The sequence below is a fragment of the Anaerosphaera multitolerans genome, from assembly GCF_004006535.1.
Taxonomy (GTDB): Bacteria; Bacillota; Clostridia; order Tissierellales; family Peptoniphilaceae; genus Anaerosphaera; species Anaerosphaera multitolerans.
Genome location: NZ_RLIH01000016.1, coordinates 23720 through 50097 on the forward strand (window position 1 = coordinate 23720; position 26378 = coordinate 50097).

The window sequence follows — 26378 nt, forward strand, 5'->3', positions numbered from 1 at the left end:
TGGAGTTACATCATAAACTTAGCCGTTTCATTTTTTAAGCCGCCTTATCCATTACTGCTTCTGAAACATCAGTAATATAGTCTATTGCCTTAGGTGTAATAGTTTTATCAGATTTAATTCTTTCCACTAAAACGTCTCTTACCGGAATATATGTCTCATCTACATTAGTTGCCTTTGAAAAATCATATCCATCTCCACCAGTAAACATAAAGTCATTTACAACTACTCTATAGGTTTTATCCTCTTCAATTGGAGTTCCGTCACTTAAAGTCATTTTAGTAATTTTTTCTCCATATGCTTTAGTAGAATCATATTCAACTATAAGCCCACTGAAAACTCCGTCAGTAGTCTTTGGCATATCTATTCCATGATCAATTGCTTTTATCAGTTCACTACCCGCCAAATCCATTACTACTAGATAGTTATCAAAAGGCATAATTTCATACATATCGCCTACAGTTATTTGACCTTTTTCAAGACTTCTTCTAAGACCTCCACCATTTTGAATTGCAACTTGAGCCTTGGTTTTATCTGCCATAACTTCACAAGACCAGCTTCCCAGTAAAGTATTGAAACCCTTAGTATCTCTATCATGAGTAAATTCCTCAGTAGCTTCTCCTATTACATTGTTCTTAATAGGTTCAAGTTCCCTTTGAAGTTCTTCATATACTTTATTTGTAGCTTCGTCCGGAATTATTTTATTTTTAATAGTATCTCCGGCGTATAGGTTAGTACTGATTGTATTTTCTGCTTCCAAATCAATAGTTAACTCTCCAACATACCTTCCGCTATAATTAGTTTGAAGTATTGGAACTTCATTAACTTTTCCCTTTACAGTTTGATGAGAGTGTGCAGAGAGTACTGCATCTAAACCTTCTACTTTTTTTGCAAGTTCAGCTGCGCTACCTGTTATCTCTCCATTTTCTTCTTGTGAATCCAAGTGAGTAAGAGCTATTATAACGTCCGGTTTTCCTTCTTTAGCCTTACCTTCTTGTAAATATTCAACCCACTCTTTAGCGGATTCTACAGGATCTTTAAAATCAAAATCCTTAATGTACTCTGCCTTTGTAAGAGTAGTTGTCTCAGGATGAGCAAGGCCAATAAGTCCAACTTTTATTCCACCTATTTCAATTATTTTATAAGGACTTGCCCATTCAACGGGTTTATTTGTCTCCTTATCGTATATATTAGTTGCTAAAAATTCCAAATTCCCATCTTTTGCCCAAGTAGGTATTTTTTCAGCTCCCCAATCAAATTCATGATTTCCAACTGCAGAAGCTACTACCCCCATATTTTTCATCATCTCAGAAACAGGCTTACCCTCTGTTAAGTTTGAATCAGCTGTTCCTTGGTAACTATCTCCTCCTGATAAAACTATGGTGTTTTCATGTTTATCTTTATACATATCTACATAACCGGCAAGTTTAGCCATACCCATATTTCTCTTCTTACCTGAAGTCTCTTCCGCCACATTGCCGTGAAAGTCATTGAAGTAAAGAATATTTACGCTTTTGCTATCTTTTTCTCCAAATTTAATTCCAACTTCTTTCGCCTTATCTTCGCTTAGTACATCTGTCTTTACAAGATATTCCCCAAGAGTATATCCCGTACCGTTTTCTATTTCCAAACTTAGTGATTTAAAAATATAATCTGCTGCCTCTGCTTTAGTAATTTTAGATTTAATATCATCATCACTATCTAAAAGTTTAATTTCCTTTCCAATTTTTTCAGCATCTTTATAGGCAAGATTATTTTCATAATCCAACGCTCTTAAAATAAATGCTATAAATTCCTGCTTACTTAAATTGGAATCAGGATCAAATTTGGTTTCAGTCTTTCCCTTAGTTAGATTTAAATCCACTCCAAGACCTGCATATCCCTTAAACCACTCCGGAACATCTTCAAAAGGATTTAATTTTAAGTTATTCTCTTCTTCAGCTTTTTCCTGTGAATAACCTAAAATTTTTAAAACCATTGTAAGACCTTCTGCCCTAGTTAAATCTCCACTTAACTTCTCTTCTGAATTTTCCTTATCAAGAAGATTGATCTCCTGTAATTTAGTTACAGAATCCTCCTCAGAAGCAAATACTGTTGTAAAACTTGAAAACATAAAAATAAATACTAGTAATAAACTGAGAATACGTTTGCTTTTTTTCATAAAGAACCTCCTTTAATTTATGAATATATGCTACCATAATTATTCCATAAGATAAAGAAGCAATTTCAACTCTTTATTTAAAATTTCATAAAAAAATATAGGTACTAATACCTATATTTCATATAATAAATCACTCTCTGCAGCAACCTCTCCATACTCTGAAAGTTGAGCCATAGTCAGTGTGTCATAATCTACATCTATTCCAACATATCCTTCTGAAAGAGCTTTTAAAATAGCCTTACCATCAAATAAATTGACCTTTAAATTATTACCGCTAAATTCAAAGGGGTTTTTAGAGTCTTTGAAAAAAATAAATCTTTCTTCAAACATATCTTCACCTGCAGGATACTCTTCTACATAGCCCACTAAAGCAAACCCGCTTTTAAAAACATTTTTCATTGAAAAATAATTATAAGGTGATACTGTTGAAGTGGCTCTGTGAAAGTTTTCATTTTCCAAAGTTTCTTCCATTATCTTTCTGGTTCTGTTTTGTAAGCCTCTTCCTCTATAGTCCTCGTGAACCATTGCTCCCCCGTGGTAAAGTGTACCTTCAACCGGAATTTCAACAATGTCCACATACTTTGGTAGTTGTTTTCTTTCAATTCCCAATTCCATATGTCTAAAGGCAATTAACTTACCTTCTTCATTGAAAATGCCAACAACCTTATCATTTTCTGAAGTTAATTGCTCAAGTACTTCTTCTTCAGTATCCATAATATATGCGGTTTTATCTTCCATACCATCATATACGTGGTCAATAAGTACTAAGAGTTCTTCTAAATCATTTCCATCTAAAAAACGGTAGTATAAACCATCTCCCATCGGTAACTTTTTCATAGCATCCTCCTAACTTTAAGCAAGCAAATAGATTAAGTGACTTTAGGTAACTCTATTTCTATTTCTGTGCCGATTCCTTCTTTGCTTTTAAATTTTATTTCTCCTCCATGATTTTTAACGATGTGTTTAACTATACTCAAACCCAAACCTGTTCCGCCGGTTTTCTTGTTTCTTGATTCATCTACTCTATAAAAACGCTCAAAGATTCTATTTTGTTTAGCTCTTGGTATTCCAATACCCGTATCACTGACTTTTATTTTTACTTTACCATCTTCATTTAGTTCAACTGTAACTTCTCCATTTTCTCTGTTGTACTTTATGGCGTTTTCAACTAAGTTTGAAATCATTTCCCACATCATATTTTCATTTGCTATAATTGAAGCTTCTCCTTTTAAATGCAATTTAACAGATTTATCTTCAGCAAATTTTGTAAATGAAAATAGAACTTCCTCTGACAGCTTTTTCAAATCCACTTTTGATTTTAACAGTTCCGAACCCTCTTCCAGCTTGGAAATTTTCATAATGTCATCAGTTAATTCTAAAAGTCGTTTAGATTCATTATAGATACTGTTTAAAAACTCAACTCTATCTTCCTCTGCAGGAATCATATCGTTTTTCAAAAGTTCGGCAAATCCATATATTGATGTTATAGGCGTCTTTAATTCATGAGATACATTGGCAGAAAATTCCTCTCTTATTCTTTGACTTCTTATCTGTTCCGTTTCATCTATTAAAAACAAAATTGAACCAGCAATAGTGTCCTTTAAATAAACCGGATTTGAATAAAATTTTATTTCTCTGTCCATAGAATTTATAATGCCCTCTGAAGAATTTCCCTTTAATGCCTCCTCAATAGAATTAATTATTTCCTCATCTCTAGTGAGATAAAGAATATTTTTATTTAAAACACTTTTTGTAGCATTTAAAAAGTTCAACGCCGCCTTGTTAATTAAAAGAATGGATTTTTTAGTGTCTATCATTAAAAAACCCTCTTCCATATTTTCCAGTATTATGGTAATGGTATCTCTTTCTACCTTAATTTCTTCCAATTGCCTTTCTATAATATCTCTTTGAGATTTTATTTCAAAGATTACGGGAGAAATTTCAGGAATTTCCTCTTCTATAACTATGTTCCTTTCAAGACTTTCTTTAACGGAATTTACTATTTTTTCAGAGGTGCGAGATGAAAGTGCCTTTGACGAAATAACAATAAAAAGTAAAATTAATAAATTTACAGGTATCATGTCAAAAAACAAACTAAACATACTCTCTATTTCCTTTGACACTCTTAAAATACTTCCATCTTTTAATTTAAAAGCATTATAATAAACATCTTTAAAAGCTCCACTGGAATATCTATTTGGATTATATATACCCGTTTTTACTGAATCTTCAAATTCTTCACTATCAATATGTCTTTTTATTCCTAAAATATCATCATAGGAATCAAATAGTATCTCATTTCCACTACTAACATAAGTAATTCTAATGTTTTCATTAGATTTAGAAATATTCTTTAAATATTCAATTTTATCTTCTTCAAAATTAATAGTTGAATCTATTAAACTAATTAAACTTGTCAAATCCTTTTCCGCATTTTTTCTATGGTTTCCATAATATAAAAAAAAGGAAAAAGTACTGCTTAAAATTAAAACTATAATTGAAACAACTATTGTATTATCAAATATCCTCTTCTTCATTTATTCCTCTTGCTGACAACTTATATCCCATTCCCCTAACAGTATGAATGTACTTGCGCTTATCACCAAGTTTTTCTCTTAATAATTTAATATGCATGTCCACAGTCCTGGTCTCACCTTCATAGCTATAGCCCCAGACAAAATTTAAAAGTTTTTTTCTTGAGAGAACTATGTCCACATTTTCCATCATATATTTTAATAATTCAAACTCTTTAAAAGTAAGTTCAATTTTTTTATCATCAACACTTACAACTCTTTTTAAAACATCTAATTCAATACCTTCAAATTCCAAAAATTCTCCCTTGGACTTACTACTCCTTCTAAGCAGTGCATTTACTCTTGAAAGAAATTCCAAAACCGAAAAAGGCTTTTTCATATAGTCATCTGCTCCCAAGTCCAAAGAACTTACAATGTCATATTCCGTATTTTTAGCAGTCAGTATCATAACCGGTATTGAAGCCGTTTTTAAATCCTGTTTTAAATGTTTTAAAATAGTAATGCCGTCCATATCAGGCAACATTATATCCAATATTATAATGTCCGGCAGCTCTTCTTCCAATTGTTTAAAAAAATCTGCCCCATTTTCAAAACCTACAGTTTCATAACCTTTACTTTTTAACGCATATTCTACTAATTTTTGGATAGAATAATCATCTTCCACAACATATACCAACATAATTTACCCCTCTACAGTGAAAATTACCCATTCAGAAATATTAACAGCATGATCTGCAATTCGTTCTAAATATTTTGCAATCATAAGCACATCTATAATATAAGAAGGCTCAATATCTTCTTCTCTTATAAGCTTAATTAAGTCATCTCTAACTTTTACAAAATAATCATCAACTATATCATCATCTTCTTGTATCTGTCTTGCCAACTCAATATCGCCGTCTACAAAGGCTTTAATTGTGCCGTTTACCATATCTATAGTACTTTCGGCCATTTCCTTAACGTGTTGAACACTTTGCATATCCTTGTCTAAGTCCACATACATACAAATTTCGGCAATATCTCTTGACTGGTCACCTATACGTTCCATATCTGTAATAATTTTCAATGCAGCGGATATTTTTCTAAGATCTCTTGCCACAGGTTGTTGCTCTATTAAAAGTCGTAAACAATGGACTTGAATCTCATACTCCATATTGTCTATTTCTTCTTCATACCTTATGACTTCCTTAGCCTTTTCCTCATCTCTTTTATCAAGCATGCTGACTGCCTTTTCAATGCCTGCCTCAACCAGCATGCCCATTCTCAACATCTGCTCATTAAGTTCTTCTAATTCTTCATCAAATCTACTTCTCATTTTATCCAAACCTTCCTGTTATATAATCTTCAGTTCTCTTATCTTTTGGCACGGAAAACATTTCAAAGGTATCTCCATATTCAATGATTTCTCCCGTTAAAAAGAATGCTGTTTTGTCTGAAATCCTTGAGGCTTGTTGCATATTATGAGTAACCATAATAATTGTATATTTTTTCTTTAATTCTGTAACTAAATCTTCAATCTTTCCTGTGGAAATCGGATCCAATGCCGATGTAGGCTCATCCATTAAAATTATGTCCGGCTCCACAGAAAGAGCTCTTGCAATACAAAGTCTCTGTTGTTGTCCTCCTGATAGAGACAGTGCATTTTTCTTTAAATTATTTTTCACTTCATCCCAAATGGCAGCTCCTCTTAAAGATTTTTCAACTATTTCATCTAAAGTAGCTCTATCTTTAATTCCATGTGTCTTAGGTCCGTAGACCATATTTTCATATATGCTCATCGGAAAGGGATTAGGTGATTGAAATACCATTCCCACTCTTTTTCTAAGTGTATTTACATCATAATCCTTTGCATAGATATTTTCATTGTCTATTATAATATTACCCTCTATTTTACAATTGGGTATTAAATCGTTCATTCTGTTAATACACTTTAAAGTTGTAGATTTACCACAACCTGAAGGACCTATAAATGCAGTTATTTCATTTTCCTGAATATCTAAATTCACCTTTTTTAAAGCTTGAAAATCACCATAGTACAAATCCAGATCCTCTATTACAATTTTAGAACTCAACTTTTGACCTCCATAAATTTACTTGCTAACTTATTAGAAATATAATTAATAATTAAAACCAGTACTAACAACACCGTAGCTGTGGCATAGGCCTCTCCCACATGCATTCCTTCGGATGATAACATATACATATGAAGGGCAAGAGTCCTTGAAGATGAAAATATGCTCTTAGGCAATGCTGTGGCTGTTCCCAGTGTAAATATTAAACACGCCGTTTCTCCTACTATACGACCTGTTGCCAGCACTATTCCGGAAACTATTCCCGGCATTGCAACAGGAACTACTATTCTGAAAATTGTTCTAAGTTTTCCCGCTCCCAAAGCAAAGCTCGCCTGTCTTATACTATCTGATACAGACTTTAAAGCCTCTTCAGTAGAACGCATAATCAAAGGAAGTATCATAATACTAATAGTTAGAACTCCCGATAAAATAGAAAATTTAAAACCCAGCTTTAAGACAAAAAACAACATACCAAAGAGTCCGTAGACTATTGACGGAATTCCCTGTAGTGTTTCTGCTGCAAGTCTTATTACTTCCACCACTTTAGATTCCTTTTTAGCATATTCAACTAAGTAGATTGCTGTAAAAACTCCCACAGGTGTAGCAATTATAATAGCTAAAAATACAACTAACAGCGTGGTAAGTATGGAAGGCAACATTGAAACATTTTCCGAAGTGTAGTTAAGAGAAAACATATCTAAGTTAAAATATGGAATGCCCTTTAATAAAACGTAAACCACAATTACAAACAGTGAGCCAAAAGTCAAAAAAACTGAAATTTTGGTCATAAACCTATATACATTTATTTTATTATTTTTACCCAAATATACAAAAACTAAGAGCAAAAAAACTATAAATAATAATGGAATCAAATTTTTTCACTCCTTTTCTTAAAAATAAAGAAACAAATATTTATTATTAAAATAAATACGAATAGTACTGCAGCAGTAGCAATTAGGGCTTCTCTATGCATTCCTTCCGCATATCCCATTTCCAAAACTATATTAGTAGTCATAGTACGTATACCCTTTAAAATATTAAAAGTAGGTCTCGTTTGATTTCCCGCCACTAAAATTACGGCCATTGTCTCACCAATTGCACGACCGACTCCTAAAATAATACCTGCAAATATACCTGACTTTGCTGCAGGTAACATTATCTTCATAACAGTTCTTTCATGATTTGCTCCAAGAGCTACACTTCCCTCATAATAGGACTTCGGCACTGTTCTAAGAGAACTTTCAGCCAAACTTATAATCGTAGGAAGTATCATTATAAACAACAACAGGCTGGCAGTTAAAATACTAGTTCCGTTTCCTCCAAAAATCATTCTTATAATCGGTACAATTACCGTCAAAGCAAAAAAACCATACACTATTGAAGGAATACCTGCCATAAGATTTAATGCCGGCTTTAAAAATTTATAAACTTTGGGATTGCAATCAAAGGCCAAGTAAGCAGCTGCAAATATTGCTACAGGCACGGCCATAACACAGGATAGAAAAGTAATCATAAGAGATCCCAAAATCATTGATAAAATTCCATAAGATGGCGGCGTATCTAAAGGTTTCCAATTTGTACTAAATAAAAAATCTTTCAAACCTACCTTTTGAATAAAAGATATGCCACCGCTAAATATAAAAATTGAAATTAAAATAATAAATAAAACAGACAAAAGCGCACAAAGTAAGAAAAAGTATTTAGTAATACTTTCTCTTAGCTGTGCTCTATCCGCATTGTTATTTTGGACTTTTCTTTCCATCTACTTACTCCCAAGTTGTAGTTTCACCAGTGAAAATATTTTTTACTTCTTCTAAGGTTAAGTCTTCCACCGGAGATTCCAAATTACCTATTACCACTATTCCATCTCTTGCAATTACCTTTGACTGTAAATCTTTTTCCGAATCTTTCAATTCTCTTGATACCATTCCAATTTCAGCAGAACCCTCTTTTGCAGACTGCACTCCCGCTGATGAACCGGTGGCTTGTAAATTGTACTTAAAATTAGGATTATACTTTACATAAGCTTCCGCTAACTTCTCCATTAAAGGTGTTACAGAAGTTGAACCGGCTATTGTAATAGTCTCTGAATTATCTGAAGCTTCATAAGCTATGCCTTGCGTATCTGGAATATATCCTTCTTCTTCAACTATTTTTTGGCCTTCATCACTTTCAATAAACTTTAAGAAGTCCAGTATTCCCTCTGAAGCTCCATCTTTATAAACTACATTAAAAGGTCTTTGAATTTTATAGTCTCCACTTTTTATGTTTTCTGCTGTAGGTTCCACTCCGTCTATTTTTATAGCCTTAACTGAATCTTTTAATGAACCCAATGATATATAGCCTATGGCATTTTTGTCATTACCAACTGCTGTCATTACTGCTTCAGTATTGTTTTGAACAGTTGCTTCTTCAGATGTTAAGTCTTTTTCTTCCCCATCATCGCTTTTTTCCAAAATACCTGTGATTTCTACAAAGGCACTTCTTGTACCGGAACCTTGCTCTCTAGTTATGACATTAATACTTGCAGACTTATCTCCTGAAGCACATCCTGTAAATAATAATGTCATCATTGAAATAACTAACATAACATTGACTAACTTCTTACCTTTTAAAAATTTCATATAAATAACTCCTCCTTAAATTCTTAAGTTCATTATATATGAGAAATGTAAATCTAATTATAAGTCTATGTAAACATCTAGTAAATTCCCATGGAAAATCCATATATTTTAAATAATTAAACTTAAACTCTATGCTATAATATAAAAAACACTTTACAATGCTTATTATATATAATAAAGGAGTAAAAATGAACAGCTTTTTACAAAAGAAAAATATTAATATTAGTTTTAAAACCTATTTTATTGATGCCATGGGAGCAATGGCTTACGGTTTATTTGCATCTTTACTGGTTGGAACTATTTTAAACACCATAGGCCAACAACTTAATATTAAATTTCTAACTGATGTCTTATGGCCCATAGCACAAGAAGCAACGGGACCTGCAATAGCGGTTTCCATTGCCTATGCACTAAGAGCACCTGACTTGGTATTATTTTCTTCCACTCTTGTAGGTGTAGCAGGTTATAAGTTGGGAGGACCTGTAGGAGTATATGTAGCAACTATATTTGCCGTGGAGTTTGGAAAATTAATTTCCAAAGAAACAAAGATAGATATTATAGTAACTCCAACTTTTTCTATTTTAATCGGTATTGCAATTGCAAATTTTATAGGACCGCCTATTCAGTACGTAATGGAAACTATTGGACAGGTAATTATGATTGCCACTGCAGCTCAGCCTTTAATAATGGGAGCTATAGTTTCTGTAATAGTCGGGGTGGTTTTAACTCTTCCCATATCATCTGCAGCCCTTTGCATGATGTTATCACTATCAGGTCTTGCAGGCGGAGCAGCGACAGTGGGTTGTTGTTGTCAAATGGTTGGCTTTGCCGTAATTTCCTTTAAAGACAACGGTATTGAAGGACTTATGGCTCAAGGTATAGGAACCAGTATGTTACAAATGCCAAATATAATTAAAAAACCTTTAATCTTAATTCCTCCCACTTTAGCTTCTGCCATTTTAGGACCTATTTCCACAATTATTTTAAAAATGGAAAATACACCCCTTGGTTCCGGTATGGGCACTTGCGGTTTAGTAGGACAATTTGGTACAATTAACGCAATGATTGATAACTATCCAATTTCAGAAATTCTACTTAAAATTTCAATTATTCAAATTGTTCTTCCTGCCATTGTAACCTACATAATTTATTTGATAATGAAAAAACAAAATCTTATCAAACCTGGAGATATGAAATTGCAATAATATCTAATCGTTAAATAATATCAATTAAGGAGTTAAGTATGAACGTATTTATACACGGGCTTGGTCAAAGCTCTAAAGTTTGGGATAAAACTACGTCATCAATAAAGAAAGTATATTGTCCCGACTTAGCTTTTCTTTTAAAAAATAAAGAAGTTAATTGGAAAAATCTATATTCATCCCTTACAGAAGATCTTAAAAAACTGCCTCCACCTTTAAATTTATGTGGTCTGTCTTTGGGAGGTGTGCTTGCCCTTAATTATGCCCTTGATTTTCCTACTGAGGTAAATTCCCTTATACTTATTGGAACACAGTACAAAATGCCGAAAAATCTACTTCTATTTCAAAATGTAATCTTTAAATTATTACCAAACTCAGCTTTTAATAATATGGGATTTGAAAAAAATGATATTATTAAACTTACTAGGTCTATGATAAATTTAGATTTTTCCAAGGAACTAATTTCTATTTCTTGTCCCTCTTTAATTCTCTGTGGCGAAAAAGATAGGGTTAATCTTAAAGCATCCGAAAAATTATCTAAAAATATTTCAAATTCAACTTTTAAAATCGTAAGAGACAGTGTCCATGAAGTAAATAAAGACAATCCTGAAGAACTGTCTATTCTAATTAAAGAGTTTTTAAAAATCTAAGCACTGTAAAACAGTTTTAAAGAAATATAAAGCAGCTTTGAAATTTCAAAGCTGCTTTATATTTTCAATAAAAAAAGAAACACTTTTGTGTTTCCCTTTTTATACTAATTCAACTATGGCCTCTTCTGCTCCGTCTCCACGACGTGGTCCTAATTTATATATTCTAGTATACCCGCCATTTCTATCTTGATATCTAGGAGCAATTTCTTCAAATAGTTTTGTTACAACATCCTCATCATATATATATGAAAGAGCTTGTCTTCTGGAATGAAGATCTCCGCGCTTTCCTAAAGTAATCATTTTTTCCGCCATACGTCTTGTTTCTTTTGCACGTGTTGTAGTAGTTGTAATTTTTTCTTCTCTAAGAAGTGAAGTTACAAGATTTCTTAGCATGGCTTTTCTATGAGCTGTTGGGCGACCAAGTTTTCTTAACTGTGCCATTTCAAACCCTCCTTTATTCGTCTTCCTGTTTTAAACTCAACCCTAATTCTGATAGTTTGTTTTGAACTTCCTCTAAGGATTTTTTACCTAGGTTTCTAACTTTCATCATGTCTTCCTCAGATTTTTGAGTAAGTTCTTCAACTGTATTTATATTTGCACGTTTCAAACAGTTAAAACTTCTAACTGAAAGATCAAGTTCTTCAACTGTCATTTCTAAAACTTTTTCTTTTTGATCTTCTTCTTTTTCCACCATAATATTTACATCACTTACATGCTCTGTAAGACCAATAAATAAATTCAAGTGTTCCGTAAGAATTTTTGCCGCTAGAGATGTTGCTTCATCTGCGTTCATTGAACCATCAGTAGTAACTTCAAGTATTAATCTATCGTAGTCGGTTCTTTGACCGACTCTTGTATTTTCTACTTTCCAGTTTACTTTTTTAGTAGGTGTATAACTTGAGTCTATTGGAATAATACCTATTTCAGTAACTTCATCTTTTTTAAGTTCTGAAGGCTCATATCCACGTCCTCTTTCTATGGTAAGTTCCATATACACATCGGCATCTTCATTTAAAGTTGCAATGTGGTGGTCAAGATTTACTATTTCAACTTCCGGGCCTACTTGTATATCAGAAGCTAAAATTTCACCTTCACCTTTTTTCTCTATAATCATTTTTATAGGTTCATTTTCATTGGTTTTTAAAACTATTCCCTTAATGTTGAGAATTATTTGAGGAACATCTTCCAATACACCTGGAATTGTAGCAAATTCATGTTCAACGCCTCTTATTTTTACAAATGACACTGCTGCTCCAGGAAGAGAGGATAGAAGAACTCTTCTAAGAGAGTTTCCTATTGTAATGCCATATCCACTTTCAAGAGGTTCCACTACAAATTTCCCGTATACACCAGAATCATCCAACTCTACAATATTTATGCTTGGCTTTTCTATCTCTATCATGGGTACCCTCCTTTATGGGTTATTAGGAGTGTAATACTAAACTCTCCTACGTTTAGGTGGTCTACATCCATTATGTGGAATTGGTGTTACATCTTTTATCATTGTAACTTCAAGTCCTGATGCTTGAAGTGATCTTATTGCAGCTTCTCTTCCAGAACCTGGTCCCTTTACAAAAACTTCTACTGATTTTAAACCATGTTCTTTAGCTTTGTTTGCTGCTTCTTCAGCAGCTTCTTGTGCAGCAAAGGGTGTAGACTTTCTTGAACCTCTAAATCCAAGTTGTCCTGCACTTGCCCAAGAAATAACATTACCGCTCATATCAGTTAGAGTTACCATTGTATTGTTAAAGGTAGATGCTATATGCGCTTGACCCTTTTCAATATTTTTACGTTCTCTTCTTCTAACACGTGTTGCTTTTTGTTTCTTAGCCATGTGTCTCCCCCCTTACTTTTTCTTAGATACTAATTTCTTAGGACCTTTTCTTGTTCTTGCATTTGTCTTTGTCTTTTGACCTCTTACAGGAAGTCCCTTTTTATGTCTTATACCTCTGTAGCAGTTGATTTCTCTAAGTCTTTTAATGTTCATAGCAACATCACGACGTAAATCTCCCTCTACATGGTATTTATCTATTTCATCTCTTATGCGTCCAAGCTCTGATTCTGTTAAGTCTTTAACTCTTGTGTCCAAGCTTACTTCAGCGTTTTTCAAAATTTCTTGTGATCTTTTTCTTCCGATTCCATAGATATAGGTAAGACCAATTTCAACGCGTTTTTCTCTGGGTAAGTCAATACCAGCAATTCTTGCCATTAATTATAGCCCCCTCTTATCCTTGTCTTTGCTTGTGTTTTGGATTTTCGCAAATAACCATTACTCTTCCATTTCTTTTAATTATCTTACATTTTTCACACATCTTCTTAACAGATGGTCTAACTTTCATTTGTATCCCTCCTAAATTTTAGGATTATCTATTTTTTCCTCCAGGTAATTCTGCCCCTTGTCAAATCATAGGGAGACAGTTCCACAGTCACTTTGTCTCCTGGAAGTATTCGTATATAATTCATTCTAAGTTTTCCTGAAATATGTGCAAGTATAATGTGACCATTTTCTAGCTTAACTTTAAAATTAGTGTTGGGAAGTGCTTCAACCACTGTTCCTTCAACTTCAATTACGTCTTCTTTAGCCATTACAAGGTTCCTCCTTTTCTTTAGTTATAGGGTTTAAGTGCCTTTCTAATATAGCTGTCATTTAAATTTTCAACATCTAAATTTATTCTATCTTTGTATATTATTAAGTGTTTTACTTTCTTCTTTTTGGGATTTGCAAGTTTTCTTCTCTTACCATCTACAATAAGAACGTAGCTTTCATCTAAAACCTTATAAACTAAGAATATTCCTCCAATATCCCTTCCGGCTTTTGCCTTTACAACCTGTCCAACTTCTATTAAAAAAGTTTTTTCCATCTCTCAATTGTTTAAGCCTTTATTGATATCTTCAAATACTTTATCTATACTTTGATTTCCATCAACATCTAATAGAATTCCTTGCGCCTTATAATAATCAATTAAAGGTGCAGTTTGATCAAAATATACCTGAATCCTTGTTTCAACAGTTTCTTTTACGTCATCATCTCTCTGAATTAAAGGAGTTTGATCTTTGTCACAAATTCCTTCAACTTTAGGAGGATTATATTTAATATGGTAAGTAGCACCACAAGTTTTACATACTCTTCTACCCACTGCTCTATCAATTAAAATATTTTTATCTACATTTATATTAACAACTCTGTCAAGTTTAGTTCCCAATTTGTCTAATTCCGCATCAAGACTTACAGCTTGGGAAACCGTCCTTGGAAAGCCATCTAATAGAAAACCGTTTTTGCAGTCGTCTTTTACAATTCTATCCTGTACGATTTCTACAACTACATTGTCAGGCACCAACAGACCTTTATCCATATATGCCTTAGCTTTTTGTCCTAACTCAGTATTGTTCTTAATGTTTTCTCTTAAAATATCTCCAGTAGAAATATGAGGTATATTGTATTTATTAATAATAAAATCAGCTTGAGTACCCTTACCTGCTCCTGGAGGTCCTAAAATAACCAACTTCATTTAATTTCCTCCTATTTATTTAAAAAACCTTTGTAATGTCTCATTAGCATTTGTTGCTCTAACACTCTTGTAGTTTCAAGAACTACCCCAACGATAATTATAACACTTGTACCACCATAATTAAATTGTAGTCCAGAGATCTTTGTTAAGATTATAGGCAGTACAGATAGTATTGCAAGTGCAATAGCTCCCGGTAACACCAGTCTGTTAACTGTTCTCTGTAAATAATCACTTGTTGGTTTTCCAGGTCTGATTCCTGGAATGAAACCACCGTTTTGTTGTAAGTTCTTAGAATATTCAACAGTATTAAACTGAATTGAATTATAAAAATATGTGAAGAATATAATTAACAAAACGGAGAATACTATTGTAAATATTACACCCGGTGTTCCTTGAGTTGTAAAATAGGTTCCAATCCATCTCTTAGTGGATTCACTTTTTACAAACATTGCAATAGTTGCAGGCACAGCCATTAATGAATTGGCAAATATTATAGGCATAACTCCACTCATTAAAACCTTAATTGGAATATGAGTAGATTGTCCGCCGTACATTTTTCTACCTACTACTCTTTTTGCATATTGAACTGGAATTCTTCTTTCACCTTCATTTAATGCAACAACAAAGATAACAATTGCTATAGTTATGATTAAAAATACTACTAAGAATATTGGACTTGCCACTCCTGCTTTAACCATACTTATAGATTGCATAATGTCTGTTGGGAATCTGGAAATAATACCGGCAAATATTAACAATGAAATACCATTTCCTATACCGTGTTCAGTTATTTGTTCTCCCAACCAAACTAAAAATGCAGTTCCCGCTACCATTGAAAGTATAATTACTGAATATTGTAAAAATCCTTCAGCTAAAACAGCACTTCTTACTACTCCAAAAGTAAATCCGAAAGCCTGTACTGATGCAATAACTATAGTTAAGTATCTTGTGTACTTGGCAATTTTCTTTCTTCCGGTTTCCCCCTCTTTTGCAAGAGATTCCAGTGAAGGAATAGCAATAGTTAAAAGTTGAAGTACGATAGATGAAGTGATATATGGTGTTATACCAGTTGCAAATATCGTATAGTTACTGAAGTTACCTCCAGTCATTAAGTCCAAAAGTGAGAACACACTTTGGTTCGAACTGCTAAAAAGTTGTTGAACAGCTTGTGCATTCATATATGGCACAGTAATATGTGAGCCAAGTCTATAAATTAATAACATAAAAAGAGTGAAAAGCATCTTTTTCCTAAGTTGTGGTATCTTCCAAGCATTTCTAAAGGTCGAAATCATTAAATCACCTCGGCCTTTCCTCCGGCAGCTTCTATTTTCTCAGCTGCTGTTTTAGAAAAATGTTGAGCTTTAACGTTTAATTTTACGTTTATCTCACCATCTCCAAGGATTCTTACACCATCTTTCGCCTTAGATTTTTTTATTAAACCACTATCTATTAAAATTTCAGGTGTTACCTCTGCTCCATTTTCAAAAGCATTTAAATCTGAAACATTAATTACAGCATATTCTTTTTTGAATACATTTGTGAAACCTCTCTTAGGTAGACGTCTGAATAAAGGCATTTGTCCCCCTTCAAAACCAGGTCTAACTCCACCGCCACTACGAGCGTTTTGTCCCTTATGCCCTTTACCAGAAGTCTTTCCTGTACCGGAACCAATACCTCTACCTACTCTTTTTCTAGCTTTAACTCCGCCACCTTCTGCAGGTTTTAAGTCATGTAATTTCAAGTTTCACACCTCCTATTCTTCAACTTCAAGCATATATGACACTTGTTTTATCATACCTCTAATTTGAGGAGTATCTTCTTTTTCAACTACTTGTCCTATTTTTCTAAGTCCAAGTGCTTTTATAGTTCTCTTATGAGTTTCAATCTTTCCAATAGGGCTCTTTACTAGCTTAATTTTCATAGTTTATTTACCCCCTTATCCTAAAATCTCATCTACTGATTTATTTCTAAGTCTTGCAACAGATTCTGCCGTCTTTAATTGAGATAATGCATCAATCGTTGCATTTACTGTATTTCTTGGATTGTTTGAGCCAAGGTTTTTAGTACGAATATCACTAATACCTGCAAGTTCACAAACCGCACGTACTGCACCTCCGGCAATAACTCCCGTACCGGCATTAGCAGGTTTTAGAAATACCTTACCTGAACCAAATTCTCCAGTAACTTGATGAGGGATAGAAGTTTCTAATAAGTTAACTTCAATAAGGTGTTTCTTTGCATCTTGAACCGCTTTTCTAATAGCCTCAGGTACTTCCAATGCCTTACCAGTTCCAACTCCAACGTGTCCGTTGTGATCTCCTACAACTACTAAAGCTGAAAATCTGAAATTACGACCACCCTTAACTACTTTCGCAACTCTGTTAATAGCTACAACTCTCTCTTCAAGATCAAGTTCAGCTGCGTTTATCAATGAACGTTCCATTTTTCCCTCCTTTATTAAAATTTAAGTCCAGTTTCTCTTGCTGCCTCTGCAAGAGCTTTTATACGACCGTGATATAAATATCCGGATCTGTCAAATACCACTTCTTCAATACCTGCATCAAGTGCACGTTTCGCAATAGTTTCACCTATTTTCTTAGCTGCTTCTAAATTCTTAGTACTTGAAAGTTCTAAAGATTTATCAAGTGTTGAAGCTGATGCTAAAGTGTGACCCTTTTCGTCATCTATAATTTGTGCATAGATGTGTGCATCTGATCTGTAAACAGATAGTCTCGGGCAAGTAGCAGTTCCGGAGATTTTATTTCTGATTCTCTTGTGTCTTTTTACTCTGTTTGCATTTCTATCTATTTTCTTAAACACTATTCTCTCCTCCTATTACTTACCAGTTTTTCCTACTTTACGTCTTACATATTCATCAACGTACTTAATTCCCTTGCCCTTATAAGGTTCAGGTTCTCTATATCCTCTAATGTGAGCAGCATATGCTCCAACTTTTTGTTTATCTATACCGGATACGATTATTTTTGTAGGTGCTGGAACTTCAACTTGAATTCCCGCTGGGTCTTCTAGTTCAAGAGGGTGGGAAAAACCTAATGTTAAGGCTAATTTATTTCCATTTTTAGCCGCCCTATATCCTGTTCCAACTATTTCTAATTCTTTTGAATATCCTTCAGTAACACCGATTATCATATTGTCAATTAGTGTTCTAACTAAACCATGCATCGCCTTGTGATTTTTGCTATCGCTTGGTCTTTGTACTGTTAAAACATTATTATCTAATTCAATAATCATGTCACGATCAAAACTTTGAGTCAATTCTCCCTTTGGTCCCTTTACTGTCACAGTGTTTTCAACAATCTTAACGTCTACACCATTTGGGATTTCTATTGGCTTTTTACCGATTCTTGACATGTTAACACCTCCTATTTACCAAACGTAACAAATAACTTCTCCACCAACACCATTAGCTCTTGCCTCTTTGTCAGTTAGTATTCCCTTAGAAGTTGAAATTATTGCAATTCCAAGTCCTCCAAGTACCTTAGGAACATCTTCACAGTGAACATAAACTCTTAGTCCTGGCTTAGAAATTCTCTTTATACCGCTAATAACTTTTTCGTTATTTTCTCCATACTTAAAATCTATTCTAATCATACCTTGTTTGTCATCATCAATTACTTCGTAATTTCTAATATATCCCTCTTTTAGAAGAATTTCAGATATTTCTTTTTTAATATTTGAAGCTGGAATATCAACAGATTTATGTTTTGCATCGTTACCATTTCTTATTCTAGTAAGCATATCTGCAATTGGGTCTGTCATCATAATTTATTGCCTCCTTTCCTGATGGTAGAATTACCAACTAGCTTTTTTAACTCCAGGAATTTGTCCTTTATATGCCAATTCTCTAAAGCAAATTCTGCAAATTCCATACTTCTTTAAAACAGAATGTGGTCTTCCACATATGCTGCATCTTGTATATGCACGAGAGCTATATTTTGGTTTTCTCTTTTGTTTAGCAATCATTGATTTTTTTGCCACAATTTACCTCCTATTACTTTGCAAATGGCATTCCCATTTTTTCAAGGAAAGCTTTGGCTTCTTCATCTGTATTAGCTGTAGTTACGATTACTACGTCCATACCTCTAATAGCATCAACTTTATCATATTCAATCTCAGGGAAAATTAACTGTTCCTTTAATCCTAAAGCATAGTTTCCTCTTCCGTCAAAAGCAGTAGGTTTTACACCTCTAAAGTCTCTAACTCTTGGAAGAGCTACGTTCATTAATTTATCTAAGAAGTCATACATCTTTTGTCCACGTAAAGTTACTTTACAACCGATTTTATTGCCTTCACGCAATTTAAAGTTAGCAATTGATTTTTTTGCCACAGTTACAATCGGCTTTTGTCCTGAAATAATAGTTAGGTCATTTACAGCAGATTCAAGAGCCTTGGGATTATCCTTAGCCTCTCCTAATCCAATGTTAATAATTATTTTTTCAAGCTTTGGAACTTGCATAACATTTTTATATTCAAATTTTTCTAACATATATTTTGTTACTTCATTATCATATTTTTCCTTTAATCTGGAAGTCATCTTTTACCTCCTTTACTTAATTGTTTTGCCATCAGATTTTTTAAATCTAACTTTTTTGCCGTTTTCTATTTTATATCCAAGTCTTGTTGCCTTATTAGAACTAGTATCAAAATACATTACGTTAGAAACATGAATTGGAGCTTCTTGCTTTTCAATTCCGCCAGGATTTTGAGGTCCTCTTGGCTTAATGTGTTTCGTAACTATGTTTACTTTTTCCACAATTACTTTTTCATCTTTTGGAAAAGTCTTTAATACTTTACCGGTTTTACCCTTGTCCTTTCCGGCAATTACTTTTACTGTATCATCTTTTTTAATACGCATTTAATTACCTCCGATTAGAGTACTTCTGGTGCCAAAGAAATTATTTTCATGAAGTTTTCACCTCTAAGTTCTCTGGTAACAGGTCCGAAGATACGTGTACCTACAGGACTTTTATCATCTTTTATAATAACCGCTGCATTATCATCAAATTTTATATATGATCCGTCTTTACGGCTAATTCCTTTTTTAGTTCTTACAATAACAGCTCTAACTACTGAGCCCTTTTTAACAACGCCACCTGGTGTTGCATGTTTCACAGTGCACACTACTATGTCTCCAATATTTGCTGTTCTTCTGTTTGTACCACCAAGTACTTTTATGACAAGCAGCTCTCTTGCGCCGGAATTATCTGCAACACGCATCCTTGTTTCTTGTTGAATCATGAGCTTCCTCCTTACTAAGATTATTTAGCTTTTTCTATAATATCTACTAATCTCCATCTCTTGTCTTTACTAAGTGGTCTTGTATGCATAATTTTTACTTTGTCGCCAATACCACATTCATTTTGCTCATCATGAGCTTTAAATTTTGTAGTTCTTTTAAATCTTTTCTTATAAATGGGATGAGTAACAAATGTCTCAGCAGCTACCACAATAGTTTTATCCATTTTATCACTTACAACAGTTCCAATAATCGTTTTTCTATTGTTTCTTTCCATTAGTTAAGCCTCCTTTCCCATTCCTAATTCACGTTGTCTAATTATCGTCTTTACTCTGGCGATATCTCTTTTTACCTGCTTAATGCTTGATGGATTATCAAGTTGACCGGTCGCCAACCTAAATCTCAAGTTGAACAGCTCATTTTTTAATTCCGTTACCTTCTTATTTAATTCTTCACTTGACATTTGGCGAATTTCCTTAGTCTTCATTAGATTCACCATCCTTTTCTCTCATAACAAATTTAGTTTTAATTGGTAGTTTCATTGCTGCAAGTCTCATTGCCTCTCTTGCAATTTCTTCACTAACCCCGCTCATTTCAAACATTATACGGCCAGGTTTAACTACCGATACCCAATAAGATGGAGCACCCTTACCTGAACCCATACGAGTTTCAGCAGGTTTTTCTGTTACGGGCTTATCCGGGAAAATTTTAATCCAGATATTTCCACCTCTTTTTATATATCTAGTCATAGCACGACGTGCTGCTTCTATTTGATTTGAAGTAATCCATGCAGGTTCAATTGCTTGAAGTCCGTACTCTCCGTAAGTAAGAGTATTTCCACGATGTGCCATTCCCTTCATTCTGCCTCTATGAACCCTACGATATTTTACTCTCTTAGGCATTAACATAAATGTTTCCTCCTTTCTTCCATAACTTAATTCTGAGCTTTGTTTCTAGAATCTGCTTTATAGTTCTTTCTGTTTCTTTTGTTATCTCTACCTTGAGGTTTTCTCTTCTTCTCTCTAACATTTTTGTCTTCAACTTGTCCAGGAAGAACTTCTCCTTTGTAAAGCCATACTTTAACTCCAAGTTTTCCATAAGTTGTATCTGCTTCAGCAAATCCATAGTCTATGTCTGCTCTCAAAGTTTGTAGAGGTATAGTACCTTCAGAGTAACCTTCTGTTCTTGCCATATCAGCACCGCCAACACGTCCGGAAACAGATGTTTTAATACCAAGCGCTCCTGCTCTCATACTTCTTTGAATAGCTTGTTTCATAGCACGTCTAAAGGAAACACGTCTTTCAAGTGATTCCGCTATTGATTCAGCTACTAGTTGAGCATCAAGCTCTTGATTTTTAATTTCTTCAACATTTAATACTATGCTCTTATTAGTAAGTTTTTCCAACTCACCTCTAAGTTCTTCAATTCCTACTCCGCCACGTCCTATTACCATACCCGGCTTAGCTGTGTAAATTGAAATCTTTACTTTATTTGCAGCTCTTTCAATTTCAATTTTTGAAATTCCAGCTGTATAAAGCTTTTTCTTTATATATTTACGAATCTTGTCATCTTCTAATAATAAAGCTGCAAAATCCTTTTTATTAGCATACCATTTTGAGTCCCAATCTTTGATAATACCAACACGAAGTCCATGTGGGTTAACTTTTTGGCCCATTCTTTACCTCCTTACTCTCTTTCTGCAACTACAACGCCGATATGACTTGATCTTTTTAAGATTGGATAAGCCATTCCCTTTGCCTTAGGGTGAAATCTCTTCATTGTAGGTCCATCGTTAGCATATGCAACCTTTACAAAAAGGTCATCTCTATTTAAGTTCAAGTTGTTTTCAGCATTAGCTACTGCAGAATTAAGCACTTTATAAAGTTCTTTAGCTCCTCTTTTTGGAGTGAACTTTAAAATAGAAAGGGCTTCATCAACTTGTTTACCACGAATTTCAGCACAAATATAATTCACCTTTAATGGTGAAATTCTAACGTATTTAGCAATTGCTCTTGCTTCCATCATTTATCCCCTTTCCTATTTTTTCATTCCAGTAGTTTTTTCGCTCTTACCTGCATGGCCTCTGTACGTTCTTGTTGGAACGAACTCTCCAAGTTTATGGCCTACCATATCTTCTGTAATGTATATTGGTACATGCTTTCTTCCATCATGTACTGCAATAGTATGTGATACCATTTCAGGAAATATTGTGGAGCGGCGAGACCAAGTCTTTATAACTTTTTGTTCATTAGCTTCATTTAAAGCTCTAACTTTCTTAAGCAAATGTTCATCTGCAAAAGGTCCTTTTTTTATTGATCTACTCATTCTTTCCCCTCCCGCTTACTTAGTTCTTCTTCTTACAATATATTGGCTACTCTTCTTATTTTTCTTTCTTGTCTTAAGTCCAAGAGCCGGTTTTCCCCAAGGAGTCATTGGTGAAGGTCTACCTATTGGCGCTCTACCCTCTCCACCACCGTGCGCGTGATCTACAGGGTTCATTGCAGAACCTCTAACGTGTGGTCTTTGTCCTAAATATCTGCTCTTACCAGCTTTACCAAGAGTAATAAGTTCATGTGTTGTATTTCCAACTTGTCCTATAGTTGCCTTACACTCAAGACTTACCAATCTAAATTCACTTGAAGGAAGTCTTAATTGTGCATACTTGCCTTCCTTTGCCATTAATTGAGCTTCAGTACCAGCTGATCTTACAAGTTGTCCTCCCTTTCCCGGAGTCATTTCAATGTTGTGAATTGTAGTACCTACGGGAATATCCTTTAATTTTAATGCATTTCCTATTTTAATATCCGCATTTTCTCCAGACTCAATTACATCTCCAACCTTTAAACCGTTAGGAGCTAAAATATATCTTTTTTCTCCATCAACATAGTTTAAAAGAGCAATGTAGCTAGTTCTGTACGGGTCATATTCAATAGAAGCAACTTTAGCAGGAATTCCGTCTTTATTTCTCTTAAAATCAATTATTCTATATCTTCTCTTAACTCCGCCGCCTCTGTGTCTTGATGTAATTCTACCCTGAGCATTTCTTCCGGCATTTGTTTTTAGATTTATAGTAAGACTCTTTTCCGGAGCCTTTTTAGTAATCTCTTCAAATGTAGAGACAGTCATTTCTCTAAGAGCAGGAGAAGTTGGTTTATATCCTCTTATCGCCATCTTTTTACCTCCTCAATTATTCCATACCTTCAAAGAATTCAATTGTTTTAGAATCCTCAGTAAGTTTAACAATAGCTTTTTTCCAAGATGGACGTCTTCCTTGATGAACACCTTGTCTCTTCATTTTCCCACGCATATTCATAGTGTTTACCCTTTGAACTTTTACGTCAAAAATTTCTTCAACAGCTTTTTTTATTTCTTCTTTAGTAGCTCTTTTATCCACTACAAAAGTATAATTTCCGTTTTCCATATCATCCATACTTTTTTCTGTGACAATCGGCTTTCTGATTATATCGTATACATTCATTAGTTAAACACCTCCTCAACTACTTTTAATGCATCTTTAGTAATAATAAATGAATTATAATTTAAAATATCATATACATTTATCATATTTGCAGTTGTGGTCTTTACATTTTCAATGTTTCTTGAAGAATTAAAAACATTTTTGTCGTTTTCAGAAACAACTACTAGAGCTTTTCTGTCCGCTTTTATAGCCTTTAACATATTTGCAAAGTTCTTAGTTTTAATTTCATCCATTTTTATATCATCAACTACAATTATTTCATTTTCACGTACTTTAGAAGTAAGTGCGCTTTTCATTGCAAGTCTTCTAACTTTTTTAGGTGTAGTATAGGAAAAATCTCTTGGCTTCGGTGCAAATACAACTCCGCCGCCTCTCCATTGAGGAGATCTTATACTACCTTGACGAGCACGACCTGTTCCCTTTTGTCTCCAAGGTTTTCTTCCGCCTCCACGAACTTCAGCTCTAGTTTTAGCAGATTTAGTTCCTTGTCTTTTGTTTGCTAAAATATTTTTAACAACCAGGTAAACAGCATGTTCATTTATATCAATATCAAATATATTTTCATTTAGTTCAATTTCTTCAACTGGATTACCTTCCATATTGACAACTTGAATCTTAGGCATGTTATACCCTCCTTTCACTACTTATGAGCCTTTACAGTCTCTTTAATTGTTACAACACCCTTTTTAGGGCCCGGTATTGCACCTTTTACAAGAATTAAATTCTTATCTGCAACGACTCTAACAATCTCAAGATTTTGTACAGTAACTTGCTCATTACCCATCTTTCCAGCCATTCTATGATTTTTAAATACCTTTCCCGGATAAGAAGCAGCTCCCATACCACCAGGCATTCTGTGGAATTTAGAACCGTGAGATTCACGTCCACGACCAAAACCATGTCTCTTTATAACACCTTGAGTACCTTTACCCTTTGACGTACCGGTTACGTCCACAAACTCTCCAGCAGCAAATAAGTCTACTTTAATTTCATCGCCTATGGAATAATTTTCAACTTCTTCAGTTCTAAATTCCTTAGCGTTTTTCTTACTTTCAACTCCCGCCTTGTCGTAATGTCCCTTTAAAGGTTTGTTTACTCTTCTTTCCTTAACATAACCTGTCGCAACTTGAACAGCGTTATATCCGTCAGTTTCTACAGTTTTCTTTTGAACGACTAAGTTTGGTTCTGCTTCAATAACTGTTACAGGAGTAACTGTACCTTCTTCATCAAAGATTTGAGTCATTCCAATCTTTTTTCCAATTAAAAATTTCAATGTTGCACCTCCTAAAATTTACAGCGGATTGTATTATACAATCTTATAAAGAACAATTATCTATAGCTTAATTTCAATATCAACACCAGCTGGTAAGTTGAGCTTCATTAGTGAATCAACTGTCTTTTGATTTGGATTTATAATATCAATAAGACGTTTGTGAGTTCTTTGCTCAAATTGTTCTCTTGAATCCTTATACTTATGAACAGCTCTTAATATAGTAATAATTTCCTTTTCAGTTGGAAGCGGAATCGGTCCAGATACAGTAGCACCTGTTTGTTTCGCCGCATCCACAATTCTTGAAGCAGAATTGTCTAAAAGTTCATGATCATAAGCTTTAAGTCTGATTCTAATTTTTTGTTTTCCATTGTTTGACATAAATACCCTCCTATTCGCATAGTTAATTGCTTTTGCGAGATAGGGTTATCGATACACACTCCCCGGCGTTTCGTACAGGAAGTAAAATAAAGAAAAAATAACCCTTCGCCTAAATCTTGTTAGACTTCTCATTCATAATTACCTTGAAACCCCTTTTTTCCGCAAGATCTCAAGCAACTTATGAAATCACAGCAAACTATTTCATTTCAAACGCTTGAATATTATATCTCAACACCAACTACTTGTAAACCCCTATTTGAAAGTTTTTCAAGTTTTTTCAATAAAGATTTATGAAAATTGCGTGAAATATATTCTGCTATTAAAATTTTCCTACTTCTAAATTGAAAATAGGACCTCCTAAGAAGTCCTTTACACTATATAGGTTTAATAATTAAATATTGCATAAAGTTGTTATTTTCTCCCTCTAATTCTTCAAAAAAATTATAGAAGTTGAAATTATAGTAAAATCTCTCAGCAGGATAAACCCCATAGCCATCTTGATTATGGTCGGTAGTGTCATAGGCATCTGCAACTATTAATACATCGTCCTGTGTGCTTTCCGTTCCCATAGTATCATATCCAATAATAACCTGCCAATGTCCTCCCCAATCATTCCATCCAATAATAATAGGAGTGCCCTCTTTTAAGTTTTCTTGAATATAATCCAGCGTAAATTTTTCCTGAAGCTCTTCTTCGCTTTTAAAATCTTTGCTGCTTTCAATTTCAAATCCGCCTACCTGCTCAACAACTTCCACCAAGTCTGAAAGAGACGTTCCTTCCGGAGTTAACCCTTGAGGTCTTAATTCCGCTAAAGTATATTCATTCCAATCTCCTAGTATATTATAGTGATTTAAAACCATAAGTAAAGAAGTAATTCCACATGACCACTCCGAACTCTGCTGCTGTGTTTTAAACTTAGATAGAATTACAAAATCATCTGTTGACTTTGCATTGTAAAAATCAACGGTACTAAAATAGGGAGAATCTTTATGGTCTGTACTTCTCTCAACAGAATCCGCTCCGTCCTGCCCAGACAAATCCCGAACGTGGGGAATTTTCATTTCATCTGTATAATTTCCCCTCATATTTTCTGCGCTACAAGCTGTAAGTAGTAAACTAACTAAAGTTAAAATTGCCAATAATTTTTTTATAGTATCGCCTCCTTTAATATTTTAAAATTATATAATCTCAACCTTGTATTTGTAAATATTTAATTTAAAAGGAATCCAAACAATTTGGATTC

At 33.9% G+C, this 26378-nt stretch carries 42 protein-coding genes; 2 read left to right on the forward strand and 40 right to left on the reverse strand.

Annotation, left to right across the window (positions count from 1 at the left end; translation table 11 throughout):
• Window positions 1–34: 34 nt before the first annotated feature.
• The 9 genes from EF514_RS09265 to EF514_RS09305 all read right to left on the reverse strand — a co-directional run bounded on the left by EF514_RS09265 (window position 35) and on the right by EF514_RS09305 (window position 9388).
• Window positions 35–2158 carry a bifunctional metallophosphatase/5'-nucleotidase gene (locus EF514_RS09265; RefSeq protein ID WP_240649051.1) on the reverse strand — a complete coding sequence of 708 codons (2124 nt, stop codon included), beginning with the start codon at window positions 2156–2158 and terminating at the stop codon, window positions 35–37.
• A 111-nt stretch (window positions 2159–2269) separates the two neighbouring features.
• Window positions 2270–2995 (reverse strand): GNAT family N-acetyltransferase, encoded by a 726-nt coding sequence (locus tag EF514_RS09270; protein ID WP_127725170.1) that lies wholly within the window; start codon window positions 2993–2995, stop codon window positions 2270–2272.
• Between the two features lie 32 nt (window positions 2996–3027).
• A complete protein-coding gene (locus EF514_RS09275; protein ID WP_127725171.1) occupies window positions 3028–4695 on the reverse strand; it encodes a sensor histidine kinase in 1668 nt (555 codons plus the stop codon).
• A complete protein-coding gene (locus tag EF514_RS09280; protein WP_127725172.1) occupies window positions 4676–5371 on the reverse strand; it encodes a response regulator transcription factor in 696 nt (231 codons plus the stop codon). Before EF514_RS09280 ends, EF514_RS09275 begins: the two co-directional genes overlap by 20 nt.
• A gap of 3 nt (window positions 5372–5374) precedes the next feature.
• Entirely contained in the window at window positions 5375–6007 is a 633-nt protein-coding gene (phoU, locus tag EF514_RS09285; protein ID WP_127725173.1) for a phosphate signaling complex protein PhoU, read from the reverse strand.
• 1 nt (window position 6008) lies between these two features.
• Window positions 6009–6764, reverse strand: a complete 756-nt coding sequence (gene pstB / locus EF514_RS09290) for a phosphate ABC transporter ATP-binding protein PstB (protein ID WP_127725174.1) — start codon at window positions 6762–6764, stop codon at window positions 6009–6011.
• Window positions 6761–7552: a phosphate ABC transporter permease PstA gene (gene pstA, locus EF514_RS09295; protein WP_127725175.1), complete on the reverse strand. Its 792-nt coding sequence runs from the start codon at window positions 7550–7552 to the stop codon at window positions 6761–6763. The genes pstB and pstA overlap by 4 nt, the downstream gene beginning before the upstream one ends.
• Before the next feature lie 80 nt (window positions 7553–7632).
• On the reverse strand, window positions 7633–8526 hold the full coding sequence (gene pstC, locus EF514_RS09300; RefSeq protein WP_127725176.1) for a phosphate ABC transporter permease subunit PstC: 894 nt from the start codon (window positions 8524–8526) through the stop codon (window positions 7633–7635).
• Window positions 8527–8530: 4 nt separating this feature from the next.
• On the reverse strand, window positions 8531–9388 hold the full coding sequence (locus tag EF514_RS09305) for a substrate-binding domain-containing protein (protein ID WP_127725177.1): 858 nt from the start codon (window positions 9386–9388) through the stop codon (window positions 8531–8533).
• Between the two features lie 188 nt (window positions 9389–9576).
• Here EF514_RS09305 and EF514_RS09310 point away from each other — a divergent pair, with 188 nt between their 5' ends.
• Complete coding sequence (locus tag EF514_RS09310) at window positions 9577–10593, forward strand: PTS sugar transporter subunit IIC (RefSeq protein WP_127725178.1); 1017 nt, start codon at window positions 9577–9579, stop codon at window positions 10591–10593.
• A 38-nt stretch (window positions 10594–10631) separates the two neighbouring features.
• A complete protein-coding gene (locus EF514_RS09315; protein ID WP_127725179.1) occupies window positions 10632–11240 on the forward strand; it encodes an alpha/beta fold hydrolase in 609 nt (202 codons plus the stop codon).
• A 99-nt stretch (window positions 11241–11339) separates the two neighbouring features.
• Here EF514_RS09315 and rplQ read toward each other — a convergent pair whose 3' ends face one another.
• The 31 genes from rplQ to EF514_RS09470 all read right to left on the reverse strand — a co-directional run bounded on the left by rplQ (window position 11340) and on the right by EF514_RS09470 (window position 26274).
• On the reverse strand, window positions 11340–11681 hold the full coding sequence (gene rplQ / locus EF514_RS09320) for a 50S ribosomal protein L17 (RefSeq protein WP_127725180.1): 342 nt from the start codon (window positions 11679–11681) through the stop codon (window positions 11340–11342).
• Between the two features lie 13 nt (window positions 11682–11694).
• Entirely contained in the window at window positions 11695–12642 is a 948-nt protein-coding gene (locus tag EF514_RS09325) for a DNA-directed RNA polymerase subunit alpha (protein WP_127725181.1), read from the reverse strand.
• A 36-nt stretch (window positions 12643–12678) separates the two neighbouring features.
• On the reverse strand, window positions 12679–13074 hold the full coding sequence (gene rpsK / locus EF514_RS09330; RefSeq protein ID WP_127725182.1) for a 30S ribosomal protein S11: 396 nt from the start codon (window positions 13072–13074) through the stop codon (window positions 12679–12681).
• A gap of 12 nt (window positions 13075–13086) precedes the next feature.
• Window positions 13087–13449, reverse strand: a complete 363-nt coding sequence (rpsM, locus tag EF514_RS09335) for a 30S ribosomal protein S13 (RefSeq protein ID WP_127725183.1) — start codon at window positions 13447–13449, stop codon at window positions 13087–13089.
• A 16-nt stretch (window positions 13450–13465) separates the two neighbouring features.
• Window positions 13466–13579, reverse strand: coding sequence for a 50S ribosomal protein L36 (gene rpmJ / locus EF514_RS09340; protein WP_005957387.1), 114 nt, complete (start codon window positions 13577–13579; stop codon window positions 13466–13468).
• A 28-nt stretch (window positions 13580–13607) separates the two neighbouring features.
• Window positions 13608–13826, reverse strand: coding sequence for a translation initiation factor IF-1 (infA, locus tag EF514_RS09345; RefSeq protein WP_127725184.1), 219 nt, complete (start codon window positions 13824–13826; stop codon window positions 13608–13610).
• Between the two features lie 20 nt (window positions 13827–13846).
• Entirely contained in the window at window positions 13847–14101 is a 255-nt protein-coding gene (locus EF514_RS09350; protein WP_127725185.1) for a KOW domain-containing RNA-binding protein, read from the reverse strand.
• A gap of 3 nt (window positions 14102–14104) precedes the next feature.
• Window positions 14105–14749 carry an adenylate kinase gene (locus EF514_RS09355; protein ID WP_127725186.1) on the reverse strand — a complete coding sequence of 215 codons (645 nt, stop codon included), beginning with the start codon at window positions 14747–14749 and terminating at the stop codon, window positions 14105–14107.
• Between the two features lie 11 nt (window positions 14750–14760).
• Window positions 14761–16041: a preprotein translocase subunit SecY gene (gene secY, locus EF514_RS09360; RefSeq protein WP_127725187.1), complete on the reverse strand. Its 1281-nt coding sequence runs from the start codon at window positions 16039–16041 to the stop codon at window positions 14761–14763.
• On the reverse strand, window positions 16041–16490 hold the full coding sequence (gene rplO, locus EF514_RS09365) for a 50S ribosomal protein L15 (RefSeq protein WP_127725188.1): 450 nt from the start codon (window positions 16488–16490) through the stop codon (window positions 16041–16043). Before rplO ends, secY begins: the two co-directional genes overlap by 1 nt.
• Before the next feature lie 12 nt (window positions 16491–16502).
• The gene (gene rpmD, locus EF514_RS09370) at window positions 16503–16670 is read right to left on the reverse strand and encodes a 50S ribosomal protein L30 (protein WP_127725189.1); all 168 of its coding nucleotides are present in this window, start codon (window positions 16668–16670) and stop codon (window positions 16503–16505) included.
• Between the two features lie 15 nt (window positions 16671–16685).
• The gene (gene rpsE, locus EF514_RS09375; protein WP_127725190.1) at window positions 16686–17192 is read right to left on the reverse strand and encodes a 30S ribosomal protein S5; all 507 of its coding nucleotides are present in this window, start codon (window positions 17190–17192) and stop codon (window positions 16686–16688) included.
• 14 nt (window positions 17193–17206) lie between these two features.
• Window positions 17207–17569 (reverse strand): 50S ribosomal protein L18, encoded by a 363-nt coding sequence (gene rplR, locus EF514_RS09380; protein WP_127725191.1) that lies wholly within the window; start codon window positions 17567–17569, stop codon window positions 17207–17209.
• Window positions 17570–17584: 15 nt separating this feature from the next.
• Entirely contained in the window at window positions 17585–18121 is a 537-nt protein-coding gene (gene rplF / locus EF514_RS09385) for a 50S ribosomal protein L6 (protein ID WP_127725192.1), read from the reverse strand.
• Between the two features lie 15 nt (window positions 18122–18136).
• Window positions 18137–18532 (reverse strand): 30S ribosomal protein S8, encoded by a 396-nt coding sequence (rpsH, locus tag EF514_RS09390; RefSeq protein WP_127725193.1) that lies wholly within the window; start codon window positions 18530–18532, stop codon window positions 18137–18139.
• Between the two features lie 30 nt (window positions 18533–18562).
• Window positions 18563–18748 (reverse strand): type Z 30S ribosomal protein S14, encoded by a 186-nt coding sequence (locus EF514_RS09395; protein WP_127725194.1) that lies wholly within the window; start codon window positions 18746–18748, stop codon window positions 18563–18565.
• A gap of 13 nt (window positions 18749–18761) precedes the next feature.
• Window positions 18762–19304 (reverse strand): 50S ribosomal protein L5, encoded by a 543-nt coding sequence (gene rplE, locus EF514_RS09400; protein ID WP_127725195.1) that lies wholly within the window; start codon window positions 19302–19304, stop codon window positions 18762–18764.
• Between the two features lie 12 nt (window positions 19305–19316).
• Window positions 19317–19625 (reverse strand): 50S ribosomal protein L24, encoded by a 309-nt coding sequence (gene rplX / locus EF514_RS09405; protein ID WP_127725196.1) that lies wholly within the window; start codon window positions 19623–19625, stop codon window positions 19317–19319.
• A 14-nt stretch (window positions 19626–19639) separates the two neighbouring features.
• On the reverse strand, window positions 19640–20008 hold the full coding sequence (rplN, locus tag EF514_RS09410) for a 50S ribosomal protein L14 (RefSeq protein WP_127725197.1): 369 nt from the start codon (window positions 20006–20008) through the stop codon (window positions 19640–19642).
• A 20-nt stretch (window positions 20009–20028) separates the two neighbouring features.
• Window positions 20029–20283: a 30S ribosomal protein S17 gene (rpsQ, locus tag EF514_RS09415; RefSeq protein ID WP_127725198.1), complete on the reverse strand. Its 255-nt coding sequence runs from the start codon at window positions 20281–20283 to the stop codon at window positions 20029–20031.
• A 3-nt stretch (window positions 20284–20286) separates the two neighbouring features.
• Window positions 20287–20493, reverse strand: coding sequence for a 50S ribosomal protein L29 (rpmC, locus tag EF514_RS09420; RefSeq protein WP_127725199.1), 207 nt, complete (start codon window positions 20491–20493; stop codon window positions 20287–20289).
• Window positions 20483–20914, reverse strand: a complete 432-nt coding sequence (rplP, locus tag EF514_RS09425) for a 50S ribosomal protein L16 (protein WP_127725200.1) — start codon at window positions 20912–20914, stop codon at window positions 20483–20485. Before rplP ends, rpmC begins: the two co-directional genes overlap by 11 nt.
• Before the next feature lie 26 nt (window positions 20915–20940).
• Window positions 20941–21681, reverse strand: coding sequence for a 30S ribosomal protein S3 (rpsC, locus tag EF514_RS09430; protein WP_127725201.1), 741 nt, complete (start codon window positions 21679–21681; stop codon window positions 20941–20943).
• An 11-nt stretch (window positions 21682–21692) separates the two neighbouring features.
• Window positions 21693–22028, reverse strand: a complete 336-nt coding sequence (gene rplV, locus EF514_RS09435) for a 50S ribosomal protein L22 (protein ID WP_127725202.1) — start codon at window positions 22026–22028, stop codon at window positions 21693–21695.
• A gap of 15 nt (window positions 22029–22043) precedes the next feature.
• Window positions 22044–22331, reverse strand: coding sequence for a 30S ribosomal protein S19 (rpsS, locus tag EF514_RS09440; RefSeq protein WP_127725203.1), 288 nt, complete (start codon window positions 22329–22331; stop codon window positions 22044–22046).
• A 15-nt stretch (window positions 22332–22346) separates the two neighbouring features.
• Entirely contained in the window at window positions 22347–23177 is an 831-nt protein-coding gene (rplB, locus tag EF514_RS09445) for a 50S ribosomal protein L2 (protein WP_127725204.1), read from the reverse strand.
• 16 nt (window positions 23178–23193) lie between these two features.
• Complete coding sequence (gene rplW, locus EF514_RS09450; protein ID WP_127725205.1) at window positions 23194–23484, reverse strand: 50S ribosomal protein L23; 291 nt, start codon at window positions 23482–23484, stop codon at window positions 23194–23196.
• Window positions 23484–24107 carry a 50S ribosomal protein L4 gene (gene rplD, locus EF514_RS09455; protein ID WP_127725206.1) on the reverse strand — a complete coding sequence of 208 codons (624 nt, stop codon included), beginning with the start codon at window positions 24105–24107 and terminating at the stop codon, window positions 23484–23486. Before rplD ends, rplW begins: the two co-directional genes overlap by 1 nt.
• Window positions 24108–24124: 17 nt before the next feature.
• A complete protein-coding gene (gene rplC / locus EF514_RS09460) occupies window positions 24125–24757 on the reverse strand; it encodes a 50S ribosomal protein L3 (RefSeq protein WP_127725207.1) in 633 nt (210 codons plus the stop codon).
• A gap of 60 nt (window positions 24758–24817) precedes the next feature.
• Complete coding sequence (gene rpsJ / locus EF514_RS09465; protein WP_073183812.1) at window positions 24818–25135, reverse strand: 30S ribosomal protein S10; 318 nt, start codon at window positions 25133–25135, stop codon at window positions 24818–24820.
• Window positions 25136–25509: 374 nt separating this feature from the next.
• A complete protein-coding gene (locus EF514_RS09470; protein ID WP_205666434.1) occupies window positions 25510–26274 on the reverse strand; it encodes a cysteine peptidase family C39 domain-containing protein in 765 nt (254 codons plus the stop codon).
• Between the last annotated feature and the right edge of the window lie 104 nt (window positions 26275–26378).